The sequence below is a fragment of the Streptomyces sp. NPDC036815 genome (genome assembly GCF_055609205.1).
The window spans coordinates 345,819-368,542 of the sequence record NZ_JBVJPW010000001.1 but is presented as its reverse complement, the minus strand read 5'-3'; the positions used below and the strand labels follow the sequence as shown (position 1 = coordinate 368,542).

Here is a 22,724-nt window from a genome sequence, read left to right as displayed (position 1 = left end):
CTGCGCGGTGACGTACGTCCTTAACGGGGGCCTTCCGGCGCCGGCGCGTCCGCGGCGGCAGTTACGGCGGCCGTGGTTGAAGCGGCCGTGACTGCCTCGCGGTCGGGCGCGAGCGGGTCGGTCACCGTGCCGGTCTCTTCATCGAAAAGCCCCTGCGCCAGCCTGGTCACCGCTGCGGGGACCGGCGGCGCCAGGTCGGCCACAGCTCGGAGACCGGACAGGACGTCGTCAGGTCGTACGGCAGGTGTCACGTGCCGAACAACCAGCCGCAGTATCGCACAGGGCTTGTCGGTCGGCCTATCAGCGTCGGCGGAGATCGGTTCACCGTCGGTGACCGGCGCCAGGCTCACGACGGCCTCGCGGGCGTCGAAGGTGCGCATGCCGTTCTTCGTCCGGCGCTGCACCTCGACCTGCTCGGCGGCCGTGAACAGCGCGGCGGCACGTTCGGCCGCCGCGGGCTCCACACCGTCCAGACGCAGTTCCCAGACGGACGCCGTCAGCCGGTCGGCGAGCCCTGACGTGCGGGACTCGACGGCGTCGACGATGTCGAGCCCGGCGGGCATCGACTCGTCGAGGAGCTCACGGAGCTTGTCCGGGTCGCGCTGCGCGGTGAGCGCGATCTCCAGATACTCGGCTTCACTGCCCGTGCCGGTGGGTGCGGCATTGGCGTACGACACCTTCGGGTGCGGGGTGAACCCCGCCGAGTACGCCATGGGCACCTCGGCGCGGCGCAGCGCACGCTCGAAGGCGCGCTGGAAGTCACGGTGGCTGGTGAACCGGAGGCGGCCGCGCTTGGTGTAACGCAGTCGGATGCGCTGCACCGCGGGTGCGGGCGGCGGGCCTACGGGCTGTCGCTTGCCCAGTTCTCTCAGTCCTTCGTGAGTGCGGTCGTACTGCTACCTAGAGTACGTGCCGCGGGCGCCGCGGGTTCCCGCCGGGCCACCGGTACCGGCGCCGGCTCCTTCGGCGCCCCGAACAGCATGCGCCGCACGTCGGCCCGGGCCTGGCGCACGCTCTCCCGCGCCGACGCGATCGCCTGGCGCGCCGTGCGCCCGACGCTGCGGGCGGCCTCGGCCGCGGGGCGCCACACCGCGTCGCGGACCACGTGCCCGACGGGCGTGAGCACCGAGCGGTAGGCCCACCGCACCGGCTCGACGAAGATCCACCGAAGGAGTCGGCCGAGGAAGCGGCCGACGACGAGGGAGATGTGCCCGGCGACGCGCCAGGCGTGGCCGAGCGCGTCGCCGATCTCGCGCGCGACGACGGCGAGCGCCCGCCCGACGGGGGCGAGCACCCACCGCCACACCGCGACGGCGGGCACGACGAAGATCCAGCGCAACAGCGTCACGCCGATCGTCCAGATGCCCCGCGCCACCCAGGCGATGCCGTGCCCGATGGGGGTCAGCACGCGCGCGTAGAGCCACGTTGCCGGGATCACGATCAGCATCCGGCCCAGCCAGGCGAGGCCCCTGCCGACCGGCACGACCACATACCGCCACAGCCCCACCCACGGCCAGACGAACACCGCCTTGAACAGCCAGACCAGGACGAGGCCGATGCCGCGTCCGGCAGCGGCGGCGCCGGTGCCGAGGGCCCGGGCCACCCAGGCGATGCCGTGCCCGATCGGGGTCAGCACGCGCGCGTAGAGCCACGTTGCCGGGACCACGATCAGCATCCGGCCCAGCCAGGCGAGGCCCCTGCCGATGCCGATCACCATCGCGGTGACGCTCTGCCCGAGCAGGCCGATCCCGGCGCCGATGCCGCGCAGCACCCAGGCGACGCCGTGCCCGAAGGGGGTCAGCACGCGCGCGTACAGCCACATCAGGGGCGCCACGACCAGCATCCGGCCCAGCCAGGCGAGGCCCCTGCCGACCGGCACGACCACATACCGCCACAGCCCCACCCACGGCCAGACGAACACCGCCTTGAACAGCCAGGTCAGGACGGCACCTATGCCGCGTCCGACGGGACGCAGCGCGTTCCGGTACACGAACGTGCCGCAGACGGCGAGCGCGTCCCACACCAGGCGCACGGGCACCACGAGGACAAGGACCACGATCCGCACCGGGATGCGGATCGCGACGGCGAGACAGCCCTCTGCCTGTGGTGGCGCGGGCGCCGGGGGACGCGGGGCCACCTGCTCGGTCGGCGGGTGAGCCTGCTGGGGCCGCTTTTCCAGGTCCATGTTGTCCTAGACGCCCGGGGCGCCGGTTCGGATCCGTCCCGTCCTGATCCAGTACCGCAACTTCCCGCCCCGCTCGTCCTCGAACGTGCCGCCCACCGCCTCGATGACCTTGCGCGAGCCGGTGTTGTCGGTGTCGCAGGTCACCAGGACGGATTCCAGGCCGAGTTCGGCGGCGTACGGAAGGCAGGCGCGCAGCATGTCGGTGGCGTGGCCGCGGCGGCGGGCGGTGGGGCGGACGTCGTAGCCGATGTGGCCGCCGTACTCGCGCAGGAACCGGGTGGCGACGCTGTGCCGGACGGTGATGCGGCCGAGGTAGTGGGCGCCGTCGACGTACCAGAGGGTCGTGACGGGGACGGCGAGCGGCTCGGCGGGGTAGGCGGCTGCGCGGACCTCGGCGACGTACGCCGCGAAGACCGCGGGGTCGCGCCAGCGGGTGCCGTACCGGCGCAGGGTGCTGCCGAGCGTCGTGTCGTCGTCGGGCCCGCCCTGCCCCTCGGCCCTGAGCTCCTCCATCGCGGCGATGTAGGAGCGGTGCACCAGGGCGGTGGGCAGGACGAGTCGGGGCATCTGCGGGCAGCTCGGCGCTTCGGTTCCGGTACCGGTCCCGCTACTTCACGACCGTCAGCGGCAGGAGCTTCTTGCCGGTGGGGCCGACCTGGATGTGGGTGTCCATCTGGGGGCACACGCCGCAGTCGAAGCACGGCGTCCAGCGGCAGTCCTCGACCTCGGTCTCGTCGAGCGAGTCCTGCCAGTCCTCCCAGAGCCAGTCCTTGTCGAGACCGGAGTCCAGGTGGTCCCAGGGCAGCACCTCTTCGTACGTGCGCTCACGCGTCGTGTACCAGTCGACGTCGACGCCCACCTCGGGCAGCGTCTTCTCGGCGCACCGCATCCAGCGCTCGTAGCTGAAGTGCTCGCGCCAGCCGTCGAAGCGGCCGCCCTCCTCGTAGACCGCGCGGATGACGGCGCCGATGCGGCGGTCGCCGCGCGAGAGCAGGCCCTCGACGATGCCGGGCTTGCCGTCGTGGTAGCGGAAGCCGATGGAGCGGCCGTACTTCTTGTCGCCGCGGATCTTGTCGCGGAGCTTCTCCAGGCGGGCGTCGGTCTCCTCGGAGGAGAGCTGCGGGGCCCACTGGAAGGGCGTGTGCGGCTTGGGCACGAAGCCGCCGATGGAGACCGTGCAGCGGATGTCGTTGGACCCGGAGACCTCGCGGCCCTTCTGGATGACGTTCATCGCCATGTCGGCGATCTGCAGGACGTCGTCGTCGGTCTCGGTGGGCAGGCCGCACATGAAGTACAGCTTCACCTGGCGCCAGCCGTTGCCGTACGCGGTCGCGACGGTGCGGATGAGGTCTTCCTCGGACACCATCTTGTTGATGACCTTGCGCATGCGCTCGGAGCCGCCCTCGGGGGCGAAGGTCAGGCCCGACCTGCGGCCGTTCCTGGTCAGCTCGTTGGCGAGGTCCACGTTGAAGGCGTCGACGCGGGTCGAGGGGAGGGACAGGCCGATCTTGTCCTCCTCGTACCGGTCGGCGAGGCCCTTCGCGACGTCGGCGATCTCGCTGTGGTCGGCGGAGGAGAGGGAGAGCAGGCCCACCTCTTCGAAGCCGGTCGCCTTCAGACCCTTGTCGACCATGTCGCCGATGCCGGTGATGCTTCGCTCCCGCACGGGGCGCGTGATCATGCCGGCCTGGCAGAAACGGCAGCCGCGGGTGCAGCCGCGGAAGATCTCCACGGACATGCGCTCGTGGACGGTCTCGGCGAGCGGGACGAGGGGCTGCTTGGGGTAGGGCCACTCGTCGAGGTCCATGACGGTGTGCTTGGACACGCGCCACGGCACGCCGCTGCGGTTGGGCACGACGCGGCCGATCCGGCCGTCGGGGAGGTACTCGACGTCGTAGAACGCCGGGATGTAGACCGACCCGGTCCTGGCGAGCCGGAAGAGGACCTCCTCGCGGCCGCCGGGGCGGCCCTCGGCCTTCCAGGCGCGGATGATCTCCGTCATGTCGAGAACGGCCTGCTCGCCGTCGCCGATGATCGCGGCGTCGATGAACTCGGCGATCGGCTCGGGGTTGAAGGCGGCGTGGCCGCCGGCGAGCACGATCGGGTCGTCCAGGGTGCGGTCCTTGGCCTCCAGGGGGATGCCCGCGAGATCCAGGGCCGCCAGCATGTTGGTGTACCCGAGCTCGGTGGAGAAGCTGAGGCCGAAGACGTCGAACGCGCCGACCGGGCGGTGCGAGTCGACCGTGAACTGGGGCACCCGGTGCTCGCGCATCAGGGCCTCCAGGTCCGGCCACACGCTGTACGTGCGCTCGGCGAGGACGCCCGCGCGTTCGTTCAGGACCTCGTAGAGGATCTGGACGCCCTGGTTGGGCAGCCCGACCTCGTACGCGTCCGGGTACATGAGCGCCCAGCGGACGTCACAGCTGTCCCACGGCTTGACGGTGGAGTTCAGCTCACCGCCGACGTACTGGATGGGCTTCTGCACATGCGGGAGCAGAGCTTCGAGCTGTGGGAAGACCGATTCGGCAGACATCGCGGACCTTCATGAGCTGGCAGGGGTGACCATCAAGCGTACCCCGCTGCTCAGCCGCCCAGCGCCGCCCGCACCTTCGCGCGCTCAGCCGCGGCCCAGGTCTCCGGCAGTTCCCGCTGCCGGTCCGCGCCCGCCGCCTCCTCCTGGCCGTACAGAAGCCCCCAGGTGAAGGCGGACTCCCCGGCCAGGTGCGCCTGGATCGCGAGCGCCCGCAGCGCCTCGCGCGCGACCACGCTGTCCTGGTGGTCGCCGAGGACGCTCTGGACGGCCTTCATCCTTTTGGCGAACCGTCGCGCGGGCTTGCCGAGCGCGGGGACCGCCGACTCCCCCGCGTACCTGGCGCGCTTGGCGGCCTTGCGGGCGGCGTGCAGGGCGAGGTCGCGCTCGCGGCCCGGGGGCAGTTCCAGGGCGTGGCCGATACGGGCGGCCAGGCGGGCGTGGTCCTTGAGTGCCGCCTTGGGCAGCGCCTTCTTCGGCGGCGCGGTGGCGGCGGGGCGCAGCGGGGGTTCGGCGAGCAGGGCGTCGAGGGCGTCCAGGAGCGCGAGGTAGCGCCTGCTCTCCAGGACGGCGACCGTCCGGTGCCGCGCGCCGGTGCGGCGTGCGACGTCCCAGACGCGCAGCCGGCCGCGCACCGGGCCGAGCACGAGGGTCCGCGGCAGCGCGCCCACCCGGTCGGCGAGCCGCTCGTTGAGGACTTCCTGGTCGCGGGCGACGCCCAGCTCGCCCGCGAGCCATTTGAGCTCGTCGCCCACAGGGTCGGTGGCCGTGCGGTCGAGGATCTTCCGGTACGACTTGAAGGCGCTGCGCAGCCGCCGCGTGGCGACCCTCATCTGGTGTACGGAGTCGGGCAGTTCGCGGCGGACGGCGGGGTCGAGCGAGACGATCGCGTCGCGCTGGGCGCGCAGGTAGGCGAGGACGTGGTCTCCCGCGGAGCCGGGGCCCTCGCCGACGGCCTCGCGCACCGCCGCGGCCACGGCCTCGCTCTTCCCGGCCTTCTTGCCGCCGTTCACGGACGCCTCGGACCGGGCTTTGCGGCCGGTGTCCTCGCGCGGTTCGGTCTCGGCGAGCGCCCTGGCCAGCTTCGAGGTCGCCGCGGAGCGCCGTACGCCCGCCTTCTTCAGGTTCTTCTCGACCTTGTCGAGGAGCGCGGGGTCGCCGCCGTCCGCCAGCTCCACTTCGGCCTCGGTCCAGTCGACGGTGCCGACGCCGCCCGCGAGCCGCTCGGCCAGGACGCGGTCGACGCTGACCTCGGCGAGCAGGGCGCCGGAGGCGTCGAGGAGGTGACAGCGAGTCCGCGCGGTCAACAGCCGTACGACGGGGACCAGTTCGGCTCCGCGCACCCGGGAGCGGACGAGCTCGGCGAGCTCGCGCGGCACGGTGTCGGAGAGCGGCGCCCGGACCTCGTCGCGCACGCCGTCGGCGAGCGACACCGGCAGTTTCAGGTGCCAGCCCTCGTCGGCGCCGCCGGTGCGGCGCCGCAGCGTCACCGATCCCGCGGCCAGGCGCCGGTCGGTGGTGTCCCAGTAGACGGCGTCCAGTTCGACGACGCCTCTGTCGACGGCGTCCGCGACCCCGGCGACCCCGGACAGGTCGGGCAGTGTCGCGTCCGCCCCGACGTCGTACTTCCGCTCGATCTCGCGCTTCGTCTCCGCCATGAATTGAATCTAGACGCGAAAGACGAAGGCAAACATGCCTGCGACAGGACCTGGCCGGGCCTACGCCGACATCGGGCGCTGCACCTTGATCGACTGGAGCAGTCCCACGGCCACCCAGACCGCGAACATCGACGAACCTCCGTACGAGACGAAGGGCAGCGGGAGGCCTGCCACCGGCATGATGCCGAGGGTCATGCCGATGTTCTCGAAGGCCTGGAAGGCGAACCAGGCGATGATCCCCGCGGCGACGATCGTGCCGTACAGCTCGGTCGTCTCGCGGGCGATGCGGCAGGCGCGCCACAGGACGAGGCCGAGCAGCAGCAGGATCGCTCCCGCGCCCACGAAGCCGAGCTCCTCGCCCGCGACCGTGAAGACGAAGTCCGTCTGCTGTTCGGGGACGAACTGGCCGGTGGTCTGGGAGCCCTTGGTCAGACCGGTGCCGGTCAGGCCGCCGGAGCCGATGGCGATGCGCGCCTGGTTGGTGTTGTAGCCGACGCCCGCCGGGTCGAGCGCGGGGTTGGCGAAGGCGGCGAAGCGGGCGATCTGGTAGTCGTCGAGGACGCCGAGCTGCCATATGGCGACGCCACCGGCGACGCCGGTGCCCAGCAGCCCGAACACCCAGCGGTTGGAGGCGCCGGAGGCGAGCAGCACACCGAGCACGATCATCGCCATGACCATGACCGAACCGAGGTCCGGCATGAGCATCACGATCGCCACGGGCACGGCGGCGAGGCCGAGCGCCTGGACGACCGTGCGGTGGTCGGGATGCTCCCGGTCGCCCGCGTCGACGCGGGCCGCGAGCAGCATCGCCATGCCCAGGATGATCGTGATCTTCACGAACTCGGAGGGCTGGAGCGAGAAACCGCCGCCGAGCACGATCCACGCGTGCGCGCCGTTGATCGTCGCGCCGAGCGGGGTCAGGACGAGCAGCACCAGGAAGACGGAGATGCCGTAGAGGATCGGCACGGCCGTGCGCAGGGTGCGGTGGCCGAGCCAGACGGTGCCGATCATCAGGGCGAAGCCGATGCCGGTGTTCAGGACGTGCTTGAGCGCGAAGGACCACGGGTCGTCGCCGACGAGCTCGGTGCGGTTGCGCGTCGCGGAGTAGACGAGCGCGGTGCCGATCCCGGAGAGCGCGATCGCCGCGAGCAGCATCGGCCAGTCGAGCCGGCGCACTATCGAGTCGCGGGCCAGGAGCCGCGACACGCCGGACCGCTCGGGCCCGTACCCGGAGACGGAGAAACCACTGCCGGTCATCAGTCACGCCTCCAGTCGGCCGGTGCCCCGGCCAGCTGCTGCTCCTCGGCCGGCGGCTTGGGCGCCTCGGGCTTGTACGGCTTGATCTTCGGGGAGTCGATCGAGCCGTCGGTCTCGATCTTCGGCAGGTTCTTCTGCGGTTCGGGCAGGAGGGCCTTCTTCAGGTCCTGCTTGCCGTCGTCGTCGAGGCCGTAGATCGCGTTGTAGATCTTGCGGACGGCGGGCCCGGAGGCGCCGGAGCCCGTACCGCCCTGGGCGATCGTCATGACGATCGTGTAGTCCTTGGTGTACGTCGCGAACCACGAGGTGGTCTGCTTGCCGTAGACCTCGGCGGTACCCGTCTTGGCGTGCATCGGGATCTTCTTCTGCGGCCAGCCCTGGAACCGCCAGGCAGCCGTGCCGCGCGTGGCGACGTCGGCGAGGGCACCGTCTATGTCCTTCTGCAGCTTCGCGTCGAACGGCAGCCTGCCGTGCGACTTGGGCGCGATCTCCTCGACCTGCTTGCCGTCGGCGCTGATGATCGCCTTACCGACGGTGGGGTCGTGGAGGGTGCCTCCGTTGGCGATGGCGGAGTAGATCGTGGCCATCTGTATCGGCGTGACGAGGGTGTCGCCCTGTCCGATGGAGTAGTTGACGGAGTCACCGGCACGCATCTTCATGCCTTCGAGGCAGTTCTCGTAGGCGATGCGCTCGGCGTAGTCGCCGCCGCTCTTCTTGCCCTGCTTGCACCAGGCGTCCTTGTTGGCCTTCCAGTAGTCCTTCTTCCACTGGCGGTCGGGGACGCGGCCCGAGACCTCGTTGGGGAGGTCGATGCCGGTCTCCTTGCCGAGGCCGAACTGGTGGGCGGTCTTGTAGAACCAGTCCTTGGGGTGCTTCGTCGGCTTGTTGCCGCCGTCCTTGCGCCACTGGTCGTGCGACAGCTTGTAGAAGACGGTGTCGCAGGAGACCTCGAGGGCCTGGCCGAGGGTGATGGAGCCGTGGCCCTTGGACTCGTAGTTCTTGAAGGTCTGGCCGCCGATGGAGTACGAGCTGGGGCAGGGGTAGCGGCCGTTGAAGTCGTAGCCCGCGTTGACCGCCGCGGTCGTCGGGATGACCTTGAAGATCGAGCCGGGGGCGGCCTGGCCCTGGATGGCGCGGTTGAGCAGCGGGTAGTTGGACGTCTTGCCGGTGAGGCGCGCGTAGTCCTTCCCTGAGATGCCGCCGACCCAGGCGTTCGGGTCGTACGTCGGGTTGGAGGCCATGGAGACGACGCGGCCGGTCTTGTTCTCCATGACGACGACGGCGCCCGCGTCGGCCTTGTAGTTCTCCCCGGTGTTCTTGTCGAACTCCTTGCGGGCCTTCTTCATCGCGTCGTTGAGCCAGTACTCGGAGACGGCCTGTACGCGCGCGTCGATGCTGGTGACGACGTTCGCGCCGGACCTGGCCTCGTCCGACTTGGCCTTGCCGATGACGCGGCCGAGGTTGTCGACCTCGTAGCGGGTGACGCCGGCCTTGCCGCGCAGCTGCTTGTCGTACGTGCGCTCCAGACCGGAGCGGCCCACCATGTCCGAGCGCAGGAACGGCGAGTCGGTGTTCTCGGCCTTGTTGATCTCTTCGTCGGTGACGGGCGAGAGATAGCCGAGGACCTGCGCGGTGTTGGACTTGCCGGGCGCGGCGTAGCGGCGCACGGCGGTGGGCTCGGCGGTGATGCCGGGGAAGTCCTCGGAGCGCTCGCGGATCTGCAGGGCCTGGCGGGGCGTGGCCTCGTCGGTGATCGGGATGGGCTGGTAGGGCGAGCCGTTCCAGCAGGGCTGCGGCGTCTTGGCGTCGCAGAGGCGGACCTTGCCCGCGACGTCCTCGGGCTTCATGTCGAGGACGTCGGCGAGCTTGGCGAGGACCGCCTTGCCGTCGTCCTTCATCTTCATCAGGTCGGTGCGGGACGCGGAGACGACCAGCCGGGTCTCGTTGTCGGCGATCGGCACGCCGCGGGCGTCCAGGATGGAGCCGCGCACGGCGGGCTGGACGACCTGCTGGACGTGGTTGCCCGAGGCCTCCTCGGCGTACTCGTCGCCGTTGCGGACCTGGAGGTACCAGAGGCGGCCGCCGAGGGTGAGCAGGAGGGAGACGACGAGGATCTGGATGACGATGAGGCGGATCTGGACGCGTGGGGTCCGTCCGGTCTCGGGGATGTTGGTCACTGCTGCTGCCTCCCCCTCTCAGTGTGCGTACGGGTAGTACGTGTACACGCTCGGCCTGTGCGTGTGCGCGGGCGCTCGCGGGGCCCGCCGGGTGGCGTTCACAGGCGCTTGACCCCCTTGATGCGGCCGGCGCGGGCGACTCTGGCCTTGGCCGCCTTCGCCCGCAGGCCGCCGCCGCGCTGGTTGCCGATGCTCAGCCCGGTGCCGGAGGAGAGCCAGCCGGAGGAGACGTCGGCCGCCTTGTTCACCGGCGAGTTCTCGCCCAGCGGGTCGTTCTCCGCCCGTCGGGCGAGCGCGATGATCAGCGGCACCGTGAAGGGCGCGAGCAGCAGGTCGTAGAGAGCGGCGGTGAACAGGAGCCCGATCAGGCCCACGTGGCGTGCGGCGGTGTCCCCGACGAGGGAGCCCACGCCCGCGTAGAGCAGCGTCGATCCGATGGCGGCGCTGACGACCACGACGAGGGGGCCGGTGGCGGAGCGGAGCCGGCCGTTGTCGGGCTTGGCGAGGCCCGCGAGATAGCCGACGACGCAGAGCACGAGCGCGTACCGCCCGACGGCGTGGTCGGCCGGCGGCGCCAGGTCCGCCAGGAGCCCGGCGCCGAAGCCGACGAGGGCGCCGCCGACGTGGCCGTAGACGAGGGCGAGGCCGAGGACGGTGAGCAGGACCAGGTCGGGGACCGCGCCCGGCAGTTGGAGCCGGGCCAGGACGCTGACCTGGACGACCAGGGCGACGACGACGAGGGCGGTGGACAGCAGGATTCGGTTGAGGCGCATGGGTCCGGTCTCCTACTGCTCGTCGTCGCCGGTGTCGGCGCCCTCGGCGGGCGGCCGGCCCGACGGGGTGGCCGTGACGGTCACCGTCGGGGTCGGCTTGGGCTTCTCGGGCTTCTTCGGCAGGACCGTGTCGCGCGGGTCCTCGCGGGGCGCCTCGACGACGACACCGACGATGTCGAGCTTGGTGAACCCGACGTACGGCTTCACGTAGACGTTGCGGGTGAGGTCACCGCCCGAGGGGTCGACGCGGACGACCTCGCCGACCGGGACGCCCGGCACGAACGGCTTGTCCTTGCGCGAGCCGAAGGTGACCAGGCGGTCGCCCTTCTTGACCTTGGCCTTGCCGTTGAGCAGCTGGACGGAGAGCGGACGGTCGCCCTGGCCGGTGGCGAAGCCGAGCTCGTCGGTCTTCTCCATGCGGGTGCCGACGGTGAAGTCGGGGTCGTTGGCGAGCAGGACGGTCGCGGTGTTCGGGCCGACCGTGGTGACGCGGCCGACCAGCCCGTCGCCGTTCAGGACGGTCATGTCGCGCTTGAGTCCGTCATGCGCGCCGGCGTCGATGGTGACGGTCCAGGAGAAGCCCTGGGCCGCTCCTATCCCGATGACCTCGGCGCCCTTGATGCCGTACTGTCCTGCGCCCGCCTTCTTCAGCATGCTGTCGAGCTGTTGCACCCGGCTGCGGTTGCGGTCGTCGCTGCCGAGCTTCGCCTTCAGGGCGGCGTTCTGGCGTTCCAGTTCGGCGATGCGGTTGTGGCGCTCTCCGGAGTCGCGTACCGCGCCGATGGCGTTGCCGATCGGGTCGACGGCGGAGGACATCCCCTCCTCGACCGGACCGAACACCGTCGCGGCGGCCCGGCGGGCACCGTCGACCGGTGAGTCCTCGCCGCCGCGGATGTCCACCGTGATCAATGCGAACGCGATGGCGACCAGCAGCACCAGGAGCAGCCGGCTCTCTCGTGTGTCCCTCACGTGCGGCGGCGTGCCTTCCTCAATCGGATTCCGTGGAATCTGCGGGTTCCACGGGTTTCTGGGGAATTCTTCTGCCTTGCCTCTATATCAACGATCCGCCGCACGAGAGGGCAGGCACTCGTACGGCGGATGTCGGCGCGTCAGATCATCTGCGCGGCTGGGCGTCAAGCACCTGCTGCAACGCCTCGAACTCCTCGACGCACTTTCCGGAGCCGAGCGCCACGCTGTCGAGCGGGTCCTCGGCGATGTGGATCGGCATGCCGGTCTCCCGGCGCAGCCGCTCGTCGAGGCCGCGCAGCAGGGCGCCGCCACCGGTGAGAACGATGCCGCGGTCCATCACGTCACCCGACAGTTCCGGCGGGCACTTGTCGAGGGTGGTCTTGACCGCGTCGACGATCGCGTTGACCGGCTCCTCGATGGCCTTGCGGACCTCGGCGGCGGAGATGACGACGGTCTTGGGCAGGCCGGAGACCAGGTCCCTGCCGCGGATCTCGGTGTGCTCGTCGGCGTCCATGTCGTACGCCGAACCGATGGTGATCTTGATCTGCTCGGCGGTGCGCTCGCCGAGGAGGAGGGAGTACTCCTTCTTGATGTGCTGGATGATCGCGTTGTCCAGCTCGTCGCCCGCGACACGGATGGACTGTGCCGTGACGATTCCGCCGAGAGAAATGACGGCGACCTCGGTGGTGCCGCCGCCGATGTCGACCACCATGTTGCCGGTGGCCTCGTGGACCGGCAGACCGGAGCCGATGGCCGCGGCCATGGGCTCCTCGATGATGTGCACCTGGCGGGCGCCGGCCTGCGAGGAGGCTTCGATGACGGCGCGGCGCTCGACGCCCGTGATGCCCGAGGGCACGCAGACGACGACGCGGGGACGGGCGAGGTAGCGCCGCTTGTGGATCTTCAGGATGAAGTAGCGGAGCATCCGCTCGGTGATCTCGAAGTCGGCGATGACGCCGTCCTTCAGCGGGCGCACCGCGACGATGTTGCCGGGCGTGCGCCCGATCATCTTCTTCGCCTCGGCGCCCACCGCGAGGATGCCACCGGTGTTGGTGTTGATCGCGACGACGGACGGCTCGTTGAGTACGATCCCCCGACCCCTGACGTACACCAGCGTGTTGGCGGTCCCGAGGTCGACAGCCATGTCACGGCCGATGAACGACATGTTGTTCCCCATGAGGATGCGTCTGGCCTTCCCTATTGGAGCGTTTGATGGCTTTTTAGGTAGGCGAGGTGGGTGCTGTGTGGCAGTGGAGGCTTCCATCGTAGTCTCGGCTGCGCGAACACGGCGCTAGGGTCTTCGCCATTGTCAGCAGATGATGCGTCGCCTCGCCTTTTCAGACGTGCCATCGGAGGCACGGGTTCCCCCAATTGGGGTTGCATATGCCAAAGGACGGCCGAATTCCTCCGGCCGTCCCAGCGCTGGTCCGGCTCCGTCCTGACGCCGCGTCAAGAAACCATGACGAAGATTTTTGCGGGTCAGACGGCGCCCGGGAAGAAGATCTTGAGCTCGCGCTCGGCGGACTCCTCGGAGTCCGAGGCGTGGATCAGGTTCTCCCGGACGATCGTGCCGAAGTCGCCGCGGATCGAACCCGGCGCGGCGGCGATCGGGTCGGTCGGTCCGGCGAGCGCGCGCACGCCCTCGATGACCCGCTCCCCCTCGACGACGAGCGCGACGACCGGCCCGGACGACATGAAGGCGACCAGCGGCTCGTAGAAGGGCTTGCCCTTGTGCTCCCCGTAGTGCTGCTCCAGGGTCTCCTGGTCCAGCGAACGCAGCTCCAGCGCGGAGATCGTCCAGCCCGCCTTGCGCTCGATGCGCCCGATGATCTCTCCGACCAGCCCACGACGGACGGCGTCGGGCTTCAGCAGGACGAGGGTGCGCTGGCTCATGTGCGGCTCCAAGAGGTGTTCTTACGATCTTTACGATCACGGGGGTTGCCCGGCACGATACCGAGCCGCCGCGGCCGGGCGTGCCGCAGGGCCGGGCGACCGGAACCCCGTGCGGTCAGACCGTCTCGGCCGATTGCGCCGCGAACCGCGCCTTCGCCTCGTCGATCTTGCGGCCGAAGTGGACCGACGCCCACCACAGGGCGGCGAACACCGCGCCCAGGAAGAACATCGTCGGCACCACGAAGCCGCTCGCGATCAGCGCGATCTGCAGCGCCCAGCCGAGCTGCACCCCACCGGGCCGGGTGATCATTCCGCAGAGCAGCACGGACACCGCCATCGCGATGCCGCAGACCGTCCAGACCGTGCCCATGGACAGGTCCTCGTCCTTCATGGCGACCAGACCCGCGAAGCCGATGACGAAGAACTCGCCGATCAGCGTCGAGGCGCAGAGCGTACGCACAGGAATCAGCCTCTCCCCAGGAGCAGTCGGGCCTCGCCGACCGTGATGACGGAACCAGTGACGAGCACGCCGCCGCCCGCGTACTCCCCCTCCTCCTCGGCGAGGGTGATCGCCGCCTCCAGGGCATCGTCGAGGCGCGGCTCGACCTGCACGCGCTCGTCGCCGAAGACCTCGACGGCCAGGCCCGCGAGCGTGTCGGCGTCCATCGCGCGATGGCTGGAGTTCTGCGTGACGACGACCTCGGCGAAGATCGGCTCGAACGCTTCGAGCAGCCCCTTCACGTCCTTGTCGTCGCTCGCGCCGACCACGCCGATCAGCCGGCTGAAGTCGAACGCCTCGCTGACCGCGGCGGCCGCGGCGCGGGCCCCCGCCGGGTTGTGCGCGGCGTCCAGGACGACGGTGGGCGAGCGGCGCACCACCTCAAGGCGGCCGGGCGAGGCCACCGTCGCGAACGCCTTGCGGATCGTGTCGATGTCCAGCGGGCGCGCGTGCTGCGAGCCGATGCCGAAGAACGCCTCGACCGCGGCGAGCGCCACCGCGGCGTTGTGCGCCTGGTGTTCGCCGTGCAGCGGCAGGAAGATCTCCTCGTACTCCCCGCCGAGGCCGCGGAGCGTCATGAGCTGGCCGCCGACCGCGACCTGGCGGGCGACGACGCCGAACTCCAGGCCCTCGCGGGCCACCGTCGCGTCCGCCTCGACCGCCTTCTTCAGGAGCACCTGCGCGGCGTCCACCTGCTGCTGGGCCATGATCACCGTCGAGTCCGGCTTGATGATGCCGGCCTTCTCCTTGGCGATCTCGCCGGGCGTGGAGCCGAGGCGGTCCGTGTGGTCCAGGTCGATGGGGGTGATGACGGCCACCGAGCCGTCGATCACGTTCGTCGCGTCCCAGCTGCCGCCCATGCCGACCTCGACGACGGCGACGTCCACGGGGGCGTCCGCGAAGGCCGCGTACGCCATGCCGGTGAGCACCTCGAAGAAGGAGAGGCGGTACTCCTCCCTGGCGTCGACCATCTCGACGTAGGGCTTGATGTCGTTGTACGTCTCGACGAAGCGCTCCGCCTCGACGGGGCTGCCGTCCAGGCTGATCCGCTCGGTGATCGACTGGACGTGGGGCGAGGTGTAGCGCCCCGTGCGCAGGTCGAAGGCCGAGAACAGCGCCTCGATCATGCGCGCCGTGGACGTCTTGCCGTTCGTCCCCGTGATGTGGATCGAGGGGTACGCGCGCTGGGGCTCGCCCAGGACGTCCATCAGCGCGGCGATGCGGCTGACGGAGGGCTCAAGCTTCGTCTCGCCCCAGCGGCCGGCGAGCTCCGTCTCCACCTCGCGCAGCGCCCTGTCCACCTCCGGATCGGTGGGACGGGCGGGGACGTCGCCCTGCGGCGGGCCCGCCTGGGCGCGCAGGGTGCGGCTGCCGGCCTCGATCACCGCGAGGTCGGGGTCACGGTCCGTCTCGGCGCCGACGATCTCCTCGAAGGCGTCGTCGGGCTCGGCGGGTCGGTCGTCGTCGTGCGGGGGGAGGTCACTCACGCAGGCCAGTCTACGGAGCGGTGCCGACACTCGCCGTCAGGACCTCCTCGTAGACCTCGGACGGACCTCACGCGAGCCCCACGAAGCTCCGCGGGGCCTTCGTCGGGACTTTCGACCCGTCCGATTCGGGACTTTGGTCCCTCCGCTTTGGAGAGCCGCCGGGCAAACTTGGCGATCATGGACATAGGTATCGACCTCGGCACTGCGAACACCCTTCTCTATGTGCGCGGCAAGGGGATCGTGCTCAACGAGCCGTCGGTGGTCGCCGTGCGGGCGGACAGGGGCGGCAGGAGCAGGGTGCTCGCCGTGGGTACGGAGGCCAAGGAGACGATCGGGCGGACGCCCGGGTCCATCACCGCCATCCGTCCGCTGCGGGACGGCGTGATCAGTGACTACGAAGCGGCCGAGGAGATGATCCGGCACTTCGTGCGCAAGGCCGTGCCGGGGCGCCGCCCCCGTACGCGCATGGTCGTGTGCGTGCCGAGCGGGGTCACGCCCGTCGAGCGGCGCGCCATCGTGCACGCCTCGCAGCGGGCCGGGGCGCGGGCCGTGCACCTCGTGGAGGAGCCGATGGCCGCGGCCATCGGGGCGGGGCTGCCGGTGGCCGAGCCCCGCGGGTCGATGGTCGTCGACATCGGCGGCGGCACGACCGAGGTCGCCGTGATCTCCCTGGGCGGCATCGTCACGGCCCAGTCCCTGCGGGTGGGGGGCGACCGGCTCGACACGGCCATCACCGACTTCGTGCGCAAGGAGCACGCGCTGCTCATCGGCGAGCGCACCGCCGAGGACATCAAGGTCGGCATCGGCTCCGCGTGGCCCGTGCCGGGCGAGGACGCGCTGGAGATGCGGACGTTCACCGTGCGGGGGCGGGAGAAGGTGGGCGGGCTGCCGAAGACGGTGGACCTGACGGCGCGCGAGGTGCGGGCGGCTCTGGACGAGCCGGTCGAGCACATCATCGCGGCGGTCAAGTCGACCCTGGAGGAGTGTCCGCCGGAGCTGTCCGGCGACATCATGGAGCACGGGATCGTGCTGACGGGCGGCGGCGCGCTGCTCCCCGGCCTCGACCTGCGCCTCGCCTCCGGTACGGGGATTCCCGTCTTCGTCGCCGATGATCCGCTGGACAGCGTCGCGATGGGGTGCGGGAAGTGTGTGGAGGACTTCGACGGTCTGGAGCGGGTGATGTCAGCGGCGTAGGCCTTCGGCCGGGGGTGCGTTCTTCGGGTGTGGGGCGGTGGGGGTGAGGTGCTGCTCTGGCTGGGGGTGCGTTCTTCGGCTGCGGGGCCGTGGGGGCTTGTCGCGCAGTTCCCCGCGCCCCTAGGTAACCCTGGCGTCCCCTCACCCTCAGGGTGCTGCCCCCGGGGGGCGATGCGGTGGACCACCTAGGGGCGCGGGGAACTGCGCGACCGGCCCCCACCAGCCCGCAGACGAAACAGCTCAGGTGGACAGCGCCTCTGGGGCGACGCCGCGCAAGGACCACCCAGGGGCGCGGGGAACTGCGCGAGTACCCCCACCGGCCCGCGGCAGGCGGCGTCGCGTCAGGTGGCCGTCAGTTCGCCCGGCGAGAGCGTGGCCCGCACCTCGTACACGTCCCCCCGCGGCCCCGCCGCGAACGTGCCGCCCACCGCCCTGATCCGTTCCGCCATCCCCGTCGTGCCCGTGCCCGCCGAGACCGGAGCGGCGGGCGGGGCCGTGGTGGGCAGCGGGTTGGTCACCGTGATGGCCAGGCGGTCGGCGCCCAGGGCCACGCGGACCGTCACCCTCTCGCCCGGCGCGTGCTTGGCCGCGTTCGTCAGGCACTCCTGGACCACCCGGTGGACCGCCGCCTGGCGGAGCGGGGACAGGCGGTGGGCGTCGTCGGCGATCCGGAGGTCGACGGGGCTGCCCGCGCGGCCGCTGCGCTCCGCCAGTTCGGGGAGCGCGTCCAGGCCGGGCGTCGGCGTGCCGTCCGTGCCGCGCTGCACGATGATCTCGTTCAGCATCCGGTGCGCGCTGCGGGCCGTCTCCGAGAGCTCCTCGAAGTCGTTCTCGAAGGCGCCGCCGGAGGCCCGTCGCGCGAGCACCTGGGAGCGCACGCTCAACAGGGTGAGCTCCCGCCCGACGAAGTCGTGCACGTCCCGCGCGATGCGGACCCGCTCCTGCTGGACGGCGTGCAGCGTGTCGGTCTCCGCGCGCTGCGCCGCCAGCGCACGGACCAGGTCCTGCCGGTTCGCGGCGACGCCGACGCCCGCCGCGAGCACCCCGATCGGGACGACCAGGCTCAGGAAGGAGCCGATCGTGGCCCCCCGGTGCACCGGCCAGCCCGGCAGGTTGAACATGACGAAGGCGAACCCGACGTAGCCGATCACTCCGAGCGTGCCCGCCAGACGCCCCCGGTAGCGGCCCAGGGAGTACAGCACGAACTGGGCCAGCGTCAGCTCGTGCAGCCACCCCAGGAAGAGCAGCGCGACCCCGTACGTCACCCAGGGCAGCCTGCGGCGCAGAAGCAGCGTGGACGCGCCGGCCGCGAGGGTCAGGACGGCGAGCGGGCCGTTGAGGGAGTTGTCCGCCTCGGCGAGGCCGGGGATGTCCAGGCTCATCAGCGCGAAGGCGCTGGCCGCCGTGAGCGCGTCCAGGGCCCGCGGCTCCTGCGACCAGCGCCCGCAGAGACGGCCGGCCGTGGCCGCCGCCTGGCGTATCGCCTGGGCGGCGGGCAGGTTGCGCATGCCTTCCATCATCCAAGGTCTTTCGGCCCGGACCACCGGACTTAGGTCCTCGATTTGGTGATTTGCCGCACCCTGGGCTTTTGCGGGCGAACCACCGGGTGTGCACACAACGGGTGTACTTTCGGCGCGGCTGACCGGCCCCGGGGCGCCCCGGGGGTCAAATCGGACCATGTGGTATGCCCAGAACCCCGCCAGGCGGACCCATCAGCTCGCCGGTGACGCCGGCATCCTCCTGTGGACCGCGCTGTGGGCCACCGCCGCCGTCCTCACGTACCGGCTGGCCTGCCTGCTCGCCCTCCCCCGTGCCCTGCAGCAACACAACGCGCCGCTGCCGCTGGTCGGCGGCCGCGTCGACACCGCGCTGCGGCGCGTCGCGGACGTCGTCGACGCCATGGACCCGGTGGCCGTCCGGACAGCCGTGGCCGTGGGCGCCCTCGCCCTCTTCGTGCTGCCGGTCGGCCTCGTCCTGGCCGCCTGGCTGCCGCGCCGGCTGCGCTGGATCCGGCAGGCGGGCGCGGCCCGCGATCTCGCCGCATCCGACGACGGCCGCGAGATCCTCGCCCTGCGCACGCTGCTCAGACCGCTCCACGAGGTGGCGGCGACCGCGGCGAACATCGCGGGCGCCACCCCCGGCAGCCTCGCCGAGGGCTGGCGCAACGGCGACCCCCAGACCCTGGCCGCGCTGGCCGAGGCGGAGCTCGAACGGCTCGGCCTCGATCTGCTGCCGCGCGTCCCGGAGGAGCTCGGCCCCATCGGGCGGCAGGCGACCGGGCCCGTCGCCGAGTCCATCACCTAGCGGGACGCGCGAAGACCCCGGAACCGACGCTGACGGTTCCGGGGCCTTCGGCCGTACGGGGTGCTACGCGGCCGGCAGGGCCTCCAGCTGTGCCCGCAGCCGGGCGATGTCGGCCTCCGCCTTGGTGAGGCGGCCGCGGATCTTGTCGACCACGTTGTCCGGGGCCTTCGCCAGGAACGCCTCGTTGCCCAGCTTCGCCTCGGCCTGCGCCTTCTCCTTCTCGGCGGCGGCGAGGTCCTTGGCGAGGCGCTTGCGCTCGGCCGCCACGTCGATCGTGCCGGAGAGGTCGAGCGCGACCGTGGCGCCCGAGACCGGCAGCGTCGCCGTCGCGGTGAACTCGTCGCCCTCCGGCTGGAGGCGCAGGAGCTGGCGGATGGCGGCCTCGTGCGGGGCGAGCGCCGTACCGTCCAGGGTCAGGCGGGCCGGGACCTTCTGGCCCGGCTGGAGGCCCTGGTCGGCGCGGAAGCGGCGGACCTCGGTGATGACCTGCTGGAGCGTCTCGATCTCGCGCTCGGCCCCGGCGTCGCGGAAGCCGCTGTCGCTGGGCCAGTCGGCGATGACGAGCGACTCGCCGCCGGTCAGCGCCGTCCAGAGCGTCTCCGTCACGAACGGGACGATCGGGTGGAGCAGGCGCAGCGTGACGTCGAGGACCTCGCCGAGGACGCGGGCCGAGACCTTCGCGCCCTCGCCGCCCGCCATGAACGTCGTCTTGGAGAGCTCCACGTACCAGTCGAAGACCTCGTCCCACGCGAAGTGGAAGAGGGCGTCGGAGAGCTTGGCGAACTGGAAGTCGTCGTAGAGCGCGTCGACTTCGGCGACCGTCGCGTTCAGGCGGGAGAGCACCCAGCGGTCGGTGGCGGACAGCTGCTCGGCCGGGGGCAGCTCGCCCTCGATCGTGGCGCCGTTCATCATCGCGAAGCGCGTGGCGTTCCAGATCTTGTTGGCGAAGTTGCGCGAGCCCTGGACCCAGTCCTCGCCGATCGGCACGTCGGTGCCGGGGTTGGCGCCGCGGGCGAGGGTGAAGCGCAGGGCGTCCGAGCCGTACTTGTCCATCCAGTCCAGCGGGTTGACCGCGTTCCCGAAGGACTTGGACATCTTCTTGCCGAACTGGTCGCGGACCATGCCGTGCAGCACGATCGTGTGGAACGGCGGGGTGCCGTCCATCGCGTACAGGCCGAACATCATCATCCGGGCGACCCAGAAGAAGAGGATGTCGTAGCCCGTGACCAGGACGGAGTTCGGGTAGAACTTCGCGAGCGAGTCGGTCTGCTCGGGCCAGCCCAGCGTGGAGAACGGCCACAGGCCCGAGGAGAACCACGTGTCGAGCACGTCGTTGTCCTGCGTCCAGCCCTCGCCGGTGGGGGCCTCGTCGTCCGGTCCGACGCAGACGACCTCGCCGTTCGGCCCGTACCAGACGGGGATGCGGTGGCCCCACCAGAGCTGGCGCGAGATGCACCAGTCGTGGAGGTTGTCGACCCAGTCGAAGTACCGCTTCTCCATCTCCTGCGGGTGAATCTTGACCTTGCCGTCGCGGACCGCGTCGCCCGCGGCCTTCGCGAGCGGGCCGACCTTGACCCACCACTGCATCGACAGGCGCGGCTCGATGGTGGTCTTGCAGCGCGAGCAGTGGCCGACGGAGTGCGTGTAGGGGCGCTTCTCGGCGACGATGCGGCCCTCGGCGCGCAGCGCGCCGACGATGGCGGAGCGGGCCTCCAGGCGGTCGAGGCCCTGGAAGGGGCCGGGGACCGTGATGACCGCGTGCTCGTCCATGACCGCGATGTTCGGCAGGGAGTGGCGCTGGCCGATCTCGAAGTCGTTCGGGTCGTGCGCCGGGGTCACCTTGACGGCGCCGGTGCCGAACTCGGGGTCGACGTGCTCGTCGGCGACGACCGGGATCGTGCGGTCGGTCAGCGGCAGCTTGATCTGCTTGCCGACCAGGTGCTTGTACCGCTCGTCCTCGGGGTGGACGGCGACAGCGGTGTCACCGAGCATCGTCTCGGCGCGGGTGGTGGCGACGACGAGCGTCTCGTCCCCCTCGCCGTACGTGATCGACACCAGCTCGCCGTCGTCGTCCTGGTACTCGACCTCGATGTCCGAGATCGCCGTCAGACAGCGCGGGCACCAGTTGATGATGCGCTCGGCGCGGTAGATCAGCTCGTCGTCGTAGAGCTTCTTGAAGATGGTCTGGACGGCCTGCGAGAGGCCCTCGTCCATCGTGAACCGCTCGCGGTCCCAGTCGACGCCGTCACCGAGGCGCCGCATCTGCCCGGAGATCTGACCGCCGGACTCCCCCTTCCACTTCCAGACGCGCTCGATGAACTCCTCGCGCCCGAGGTCGTGGCGGGACTTGCCCTCCTTGGCGAGCTCGCGCTCCACCACGTTCTGCGTGGCGATGCCCGCGTGGTCCATGCCGGGCTGCCAGAGCGTCTCGTGGCCCTGCATGCGCTTGCGGCGGGTGAGGGCGTCGATGAGCGTGTGCTCGAAGGCGTGGCCGAGGTGGAGCGCGCCGGTCACGTTCGGCGGCGGGATCACGACGGTGTACGGGGGCTTCTCGCTCTTCTCGTCGGCCGAGAAGTAACCCCGTTCCACCCAGCGCTCGTACAGCGGCCCCTCTACCTCGGCCGGCGCGTACTGGGTCGGCAGTTCGGGAGTGGTCGCTGGGGGCTGCTGCTGAGCGTTCTCGGTCACGCGGTCAGTTTAGAGGGGTCACCGAGCGGTCCAGAAACCGGAATCTTCGATAACGGTTGCCGCCGGGCTCCCCACGGGGTCACGGCTTCGTCCAGGATGGCCGGGACACATCAATTCCCACGGGGGGACCCACGTCATGAGCGACAACCAGCCGGGCCCGTACGGGCAGCAGCCACCCCAGCCGGGGCCCTACGGCCAGCAGCCCCAGCCGGGTTACGGACAGCCGGGTTACGGACAGCCGGGGTACGGCCCGCCGCAGCAGCCGCCCCAGCCCGGCTACGGCTACCCCCAGCAGCCGCCCCAGCAGCCCGGATACAGCCAGCCCCAGCAGCCGGGCCCCTACGGGCAGCCGCCGCAGGGGCCCTACGGGCAGCAGCAGGCCCCGTACGGGCAGGTCCCGCCCCCTCCCCCGCCCGCGGCGGGCGGCGGCAAGAAGAAGACCGGGCTCGTCATCGGCGCGGTCGCGGTGGTCGCGGCGCTCGGCGTCGGCGCCTACTTCGTCTTCGGCGGCAGCGACTCGACGTCGGTCGAGGACGACGGCGCGCACAGGCTGGTGCCGCCGGCCTCGGTGGGTGAGTACGAGAAGAGCGACGAAGCGGGCGCCCCCGGCAGGGGCCCGCTCGGCTCCGGCGACAAGAAGAACGCCGAGGAGATCGGCATCAAGAACCCGCACAACGTGTCGGCCACGTACGAGACCGGCGCGGCCCTCAAGGGGAAACAGATGAGCTTCCAGGGGATGTACGGCGACATCGACGACCCGGAGCAGGCCGTCGACGACGGCTTCGCCAAGGCCGACGAGAACACCGAGAAGGAGTCGGGCAAGTCCACCGACGAAGGTGACGAGGTCGAACTCGCCGGCAGCCCCGAGACCGTCGAGCCCGACGGCCTCGACAACGCCGTCATGAAGTGCCAGACCGCCAGCATCAAGGACGACGGCGACGAGACGAAGCTGCCGATCTGCATCTGGGCCGACCACAGCACGTACGGCATCGTGTTCGGCGTCGACGTGGCGGCGATGGCGAAGGGGGGCGGTGGCGGCATGGCCACGGACGACGTCGCCGGGTTCGCCGCCGACCTGCGCAAGGGCGCCCGCATCAAGGCGTAGCGGAG

General features: G+C 71.0%; 18 protein-coding genes. 3 read left to right on the top strand and 15 right to left on the bottom strand.

Annotation, left to right across the window (positions count from 1 at the left end):
- Positions 1–20: 20 nt before the first annotated feature.
- The 13 genes from ACZ69I_RS01625 to folC form a co-directional block, all read right to left on the bottom strand.
- Complete coding sequence (locus ACZ69I_RS01625) at positions 21–821, bottom strand: TIGR03936 family radical SAM-associated protein (protein ID WP_470830010.1); 801 nt, start codon at positions 819–821, stop codon at positions 21–23.
- A 47-nt stretch (positions 822–868) separates the two neighbouring features.
- Positions 869–2,185: a hypothetical protein gene (locus ACZ69I_RS01620; RefSeq protein WP_470830009.1), complete on the bottom strand. Its 1,317-nt coding sequence runs from the start codon at positions 2,183–2,185 to the stop codon at positions 869–871.
- A gap of 6 nt (positions 2,186–2,191) precedes the next feature.
- On the bottom strand, positions 2,192–2,752 hold the full coding sequence (locus ACZ69I_RS01615; RefSeq protein ID WP_470830008.1) for a GNAT family N-acetyltransferase: 561 nt from the start codon (positions 2,750–2,752) through the stop codon (positions 2,192–2,194).
- A gap of 40 nt (positions 2,753–2,792) precedes the next feature.
- On the bottom strand, positions 2,793–4,718 hold the full coding sequence (locus tag ACZ69I_RS01610; protein WP_470830007.1) for a TIGR03960 family B12-binding radical SAM protein: 1,926 nt from the start codon (positions 4,716–4,718) through the stop codon (positions 2,793–2,795).
- Between the two features lie 50 nt (positions 4,719–4,768).
- On the bottom strand, positions 4,769–6,373 hold the full coding sequence (locus ACZ69I_RS01605) for a CYTH and CHAD domain-containing protein (RefSeq protein WP_470830006.1): 1,605 nt from the start codon (positions 6,371–6,373) through the stop codon (positions 4,769–4,771).
- A 60-nt stretch (positions 6,374–6,433) separates the two neighbouring features.
- Positions 6,434–7,630, bottom strand: coding sequence for a rod shape-determining protein RodA (gene rodA, locus ACZ69I_RS01600; RefSeq protein WP_467669159.1), 1,197 nt, complete (start codon positions 7,628–7,630; stop codon positions 6,434–6,436).
- Positions 7,630–9,807: a penicillin-binding protein 2 gene (gene mrdA, locus ACZ69I_RS01595; RefSeq protein ID WP_470830004.1), complete on the bottom strand. Its 2,178-nt coding sequence runs from the start codon at positions 9,805–9,807 to the stop codon at positions 7,630–7,632. Before mrdA ends, rodA begins: the two co-directional genes overlap by 1 nt.
- A 98-nt stretch (positions 9,808–9,905) precedes the next feature.
- On the bottom strand, positions 9,906–10,580 hold the full coding sequence (gene mreD, locus ACZ69I_RS01590) for a rod shape-determining protein MreD (protein WP_467669163.1): 675 nt from the start codon (positions 10,578–10,580) through the stop codon (positions 9,906–9,908).
- A 12-nt stretch (positions 10,581–10,592) separates the two neighbouring features.
- A complete protein-coding gene (gene mreC / locus ACZ69I_RS01585; protein WP_467669165.1) occupies positions 10,593–11,549 on the bottom strand; it encodes a rod shape-determining protein MreC in 957 nt (318 codons plus the stop codon).
- A 145-nt stretch (positions 11,550–11,694) separates the two neighbouring features.
- Positions 11,695–12,714: a rod shape-determining protein gene (locus ACZ69I_RS01580; protein WP_030362602.1), complete on the bottom strand. Its 1,020-nt coding sequence runs from the start codon at positions 12,712–12,714 to the stop codon at positions 11,695–11,697.
- A 314-nt stretch (positions 12,715–13,028) separates the two neighbouring features.
- Positions 13,029–13,442, bottom strand: a complete 414-nt coding sequence (gene ndk / locus ACZ69I_RS01575) for a nucleoside-diphosphate kinase (protein WP_467669167.1) — start codon at positions 13,440–13,442, stop codon at positions 13,029–13,031.
- Between the two features lie 115 nt (positions 13,443–13,557).
- Positions 13,558–13,902, bottom strand: coding sequence for a DUF4233 domain-containing protein (locus ACZ69I_RS01570; RefSeq protein ID WP_467669169.1), 345 nt, complete (start codon positions 13,900–13,902; stop codon positions 13,558–13,560).
- Positions 13,903–13,907: 5 nt separating this feature from the next.
- Positions 13,908–15,428 carry a bifunctional tetrahydrofolate synthase/dihydrofolate synthase gene (gene folC / locus ACZ69I_RS01565; protein WP_467669171.1) on the bottom strand — a complete coding sequence of 507 codons (1,521 nt, stop codon included), beginning with the start codon at positions 15,426–15,428 and terminating at the stop codon, positions 13,908–13,910.
- Between the two features lie 177 nt (positions 15,429–15,605).
- Between folC and ACZ69I_RS01560 the strand changes: the two genes are divergently transcribed.
- Positions 15,606–16,622 (top strand): rod shape-determining protein, encoded by a 1,017-nt coding sequence (locus tag ACZ69I_RS01560; RefSeq protein ID WP_467669174.1) that lies wholly within the window; start codon positions 15,606–15,608, stop codon positions 16,620–16,622.
- Between the two features lie 341 nt (positions 16,623–16,963).
- Here ACZ69I_RS01560 and ACZ69I_RS01555 read toward each other — a convergent pair whose 3' ends face one another.
- Positions 16,964–18,130: a sensor histidine kinase gene (locus ACZ69I_RS01555; RefSeq protein ID WP_470830002.1), complete on the bottom strand. Its 1,167-nt coding sequence runs from the start codon at positions 18,128–18,130 to the stop codon at positions 16,964–16,966.
- Positions 18,131–18,299: 169 nt separating this feature from the next.
- Between ACZ69I_RS01555 and ACZ69I_RS01550 the strand changes: the two genes are divergently transcribed.
- A complete protein-coding gene (locus ACZ69I_RS01550; RefSeq protein WP_467669178.1) occupies positions 18,300–18,926 on the top strand; it encodes a hypothetical protein in 627 nt (208 codons plus the stop codon).
- Positions 18,927–18,989: 63 nt separating this feature from the next.
- Here the strand turns inward: ACZ69I_RS01550 and ACZ69I_RS01545 are convergent, their stop codons facing one another.
- Complete coding sequence (locus ACZ69I_RS01545; protein WP_470830001.1) at positions 18,990–21,614, bottom strand: valine--tRNA ligase; 2,625 nt, start codon at positions 21,612–21,614, stop codon at positions 18,990–18,992.
- Positions 21,615–21,750: 136 nt separating this feature from the next.
- Between ACZ69I_RS01545 and ACZ69I_RS01540 the strand changes: the two genes are divergently transcribed.
- Entirely contained in the window at positions 21,751–22,719 is a 969-nt protein-coding gene (locus tag ACZ69I_RS01540) for a hypothetical protein (protein WP_470829999.1), read from the top strand.
- Positions 22,720–22,724: the final 5 nt, after the last annotated feature.

What these genes read in the sequence shown, in the direction of transcription:
- ACZ69I_RS01610 (WP_470830007.1), bottom strand. Translation starts at nt 4,718, where the DNA reads ATGTCTGCCGAATCGGTCTTCCCACAGCTCGAAGCTCTGCTCCCGCAT.
- ACZ69I_RS01580 (WP_030362602.1), bottom strand. Translation starts at nt 12,714, where the DNA reads ATGTCGTTCATCGGCCGTGACATGGCTGTCGACCTCGGGACCGCCAAC.
- mreD (WP_467669163.1), bottom strand. Translation starts at nt 10,580, where the DNA reads ATGCGCCTCAACCGAATCCTGCTGTCCACCGCCCTCGTCGTCGTCGCC.
- ACZ69I_RS01605 (WP_470830006.1), bottom strand. Translation starts at nt 6,373, where the DNA reads ATGGCGGAGACGAAGCGCGAGATCGAGCGGAAGTACGACGTCGGGGCG.
- rodA (WP_467669159.1), bottom strand. Translation starts at nt 7,630, where the DNA reads ATGACCGGCAGTGGTTTCTCCGTCTCCGGGTACGGGCCCGAGCGGTCC.
- ACZ69I_RS01615 (WP_470830008.1), bottom strand. Translation starts at nt 2,752, where the DNA reads ATGCCCCGACTCGTCCTGCCCACCGCCCTGGTGCACCGCTCCTACATC.
- ACZ69I_RS01540 (WP_470829999.1), top strand. Translation starts at nt 21,751, where the DNA reads ATGAGCGACAACCAGCCGGGCCCGTACGGGCAGCAGCCACCCCAGCCG.
- ACZ69I_RS01555 (WP_470830002.1), bottom strand. Translation starts at nt 18,130, where the DNA reads ATGCGCAACCTGCCCGCCGCCCAGGCGATACGCCAGGCGGCGGCCACG.
- ndk (WP_467669167.1), bottom strand. Translation starts at nt 13,442, where the DNA reads ATGAGCCAGCGCACCCTCGTCCTGCTGAAGCCCGACGCCGTCCGTCGT.
- ACZ69I_RS01550 (WP_467669178.1), top strand. Translation starts at nt 18,300, where the DNA reads ATGTGGTATGCCCAGAACCCCGCCAGGCGGACCCATCAGCTCGCCGGT.
- ACZ69I_RS01560 (WP_467669174.1), top strand. Translation starts at nt 15,606, where the DNA reads ATGGACATAGGTATCGACCTCGGCACTGCGAACACCCTTCTCTATGTG.
- ACZ69I_RS01620 (WP_470830009.1), bottom strand. Translation starts at nt 2,185, where the DNA reads ATGGACCTGGAAAAGCGGCCCCAGCAGGCTCACCCGCCGACCGAGCAG.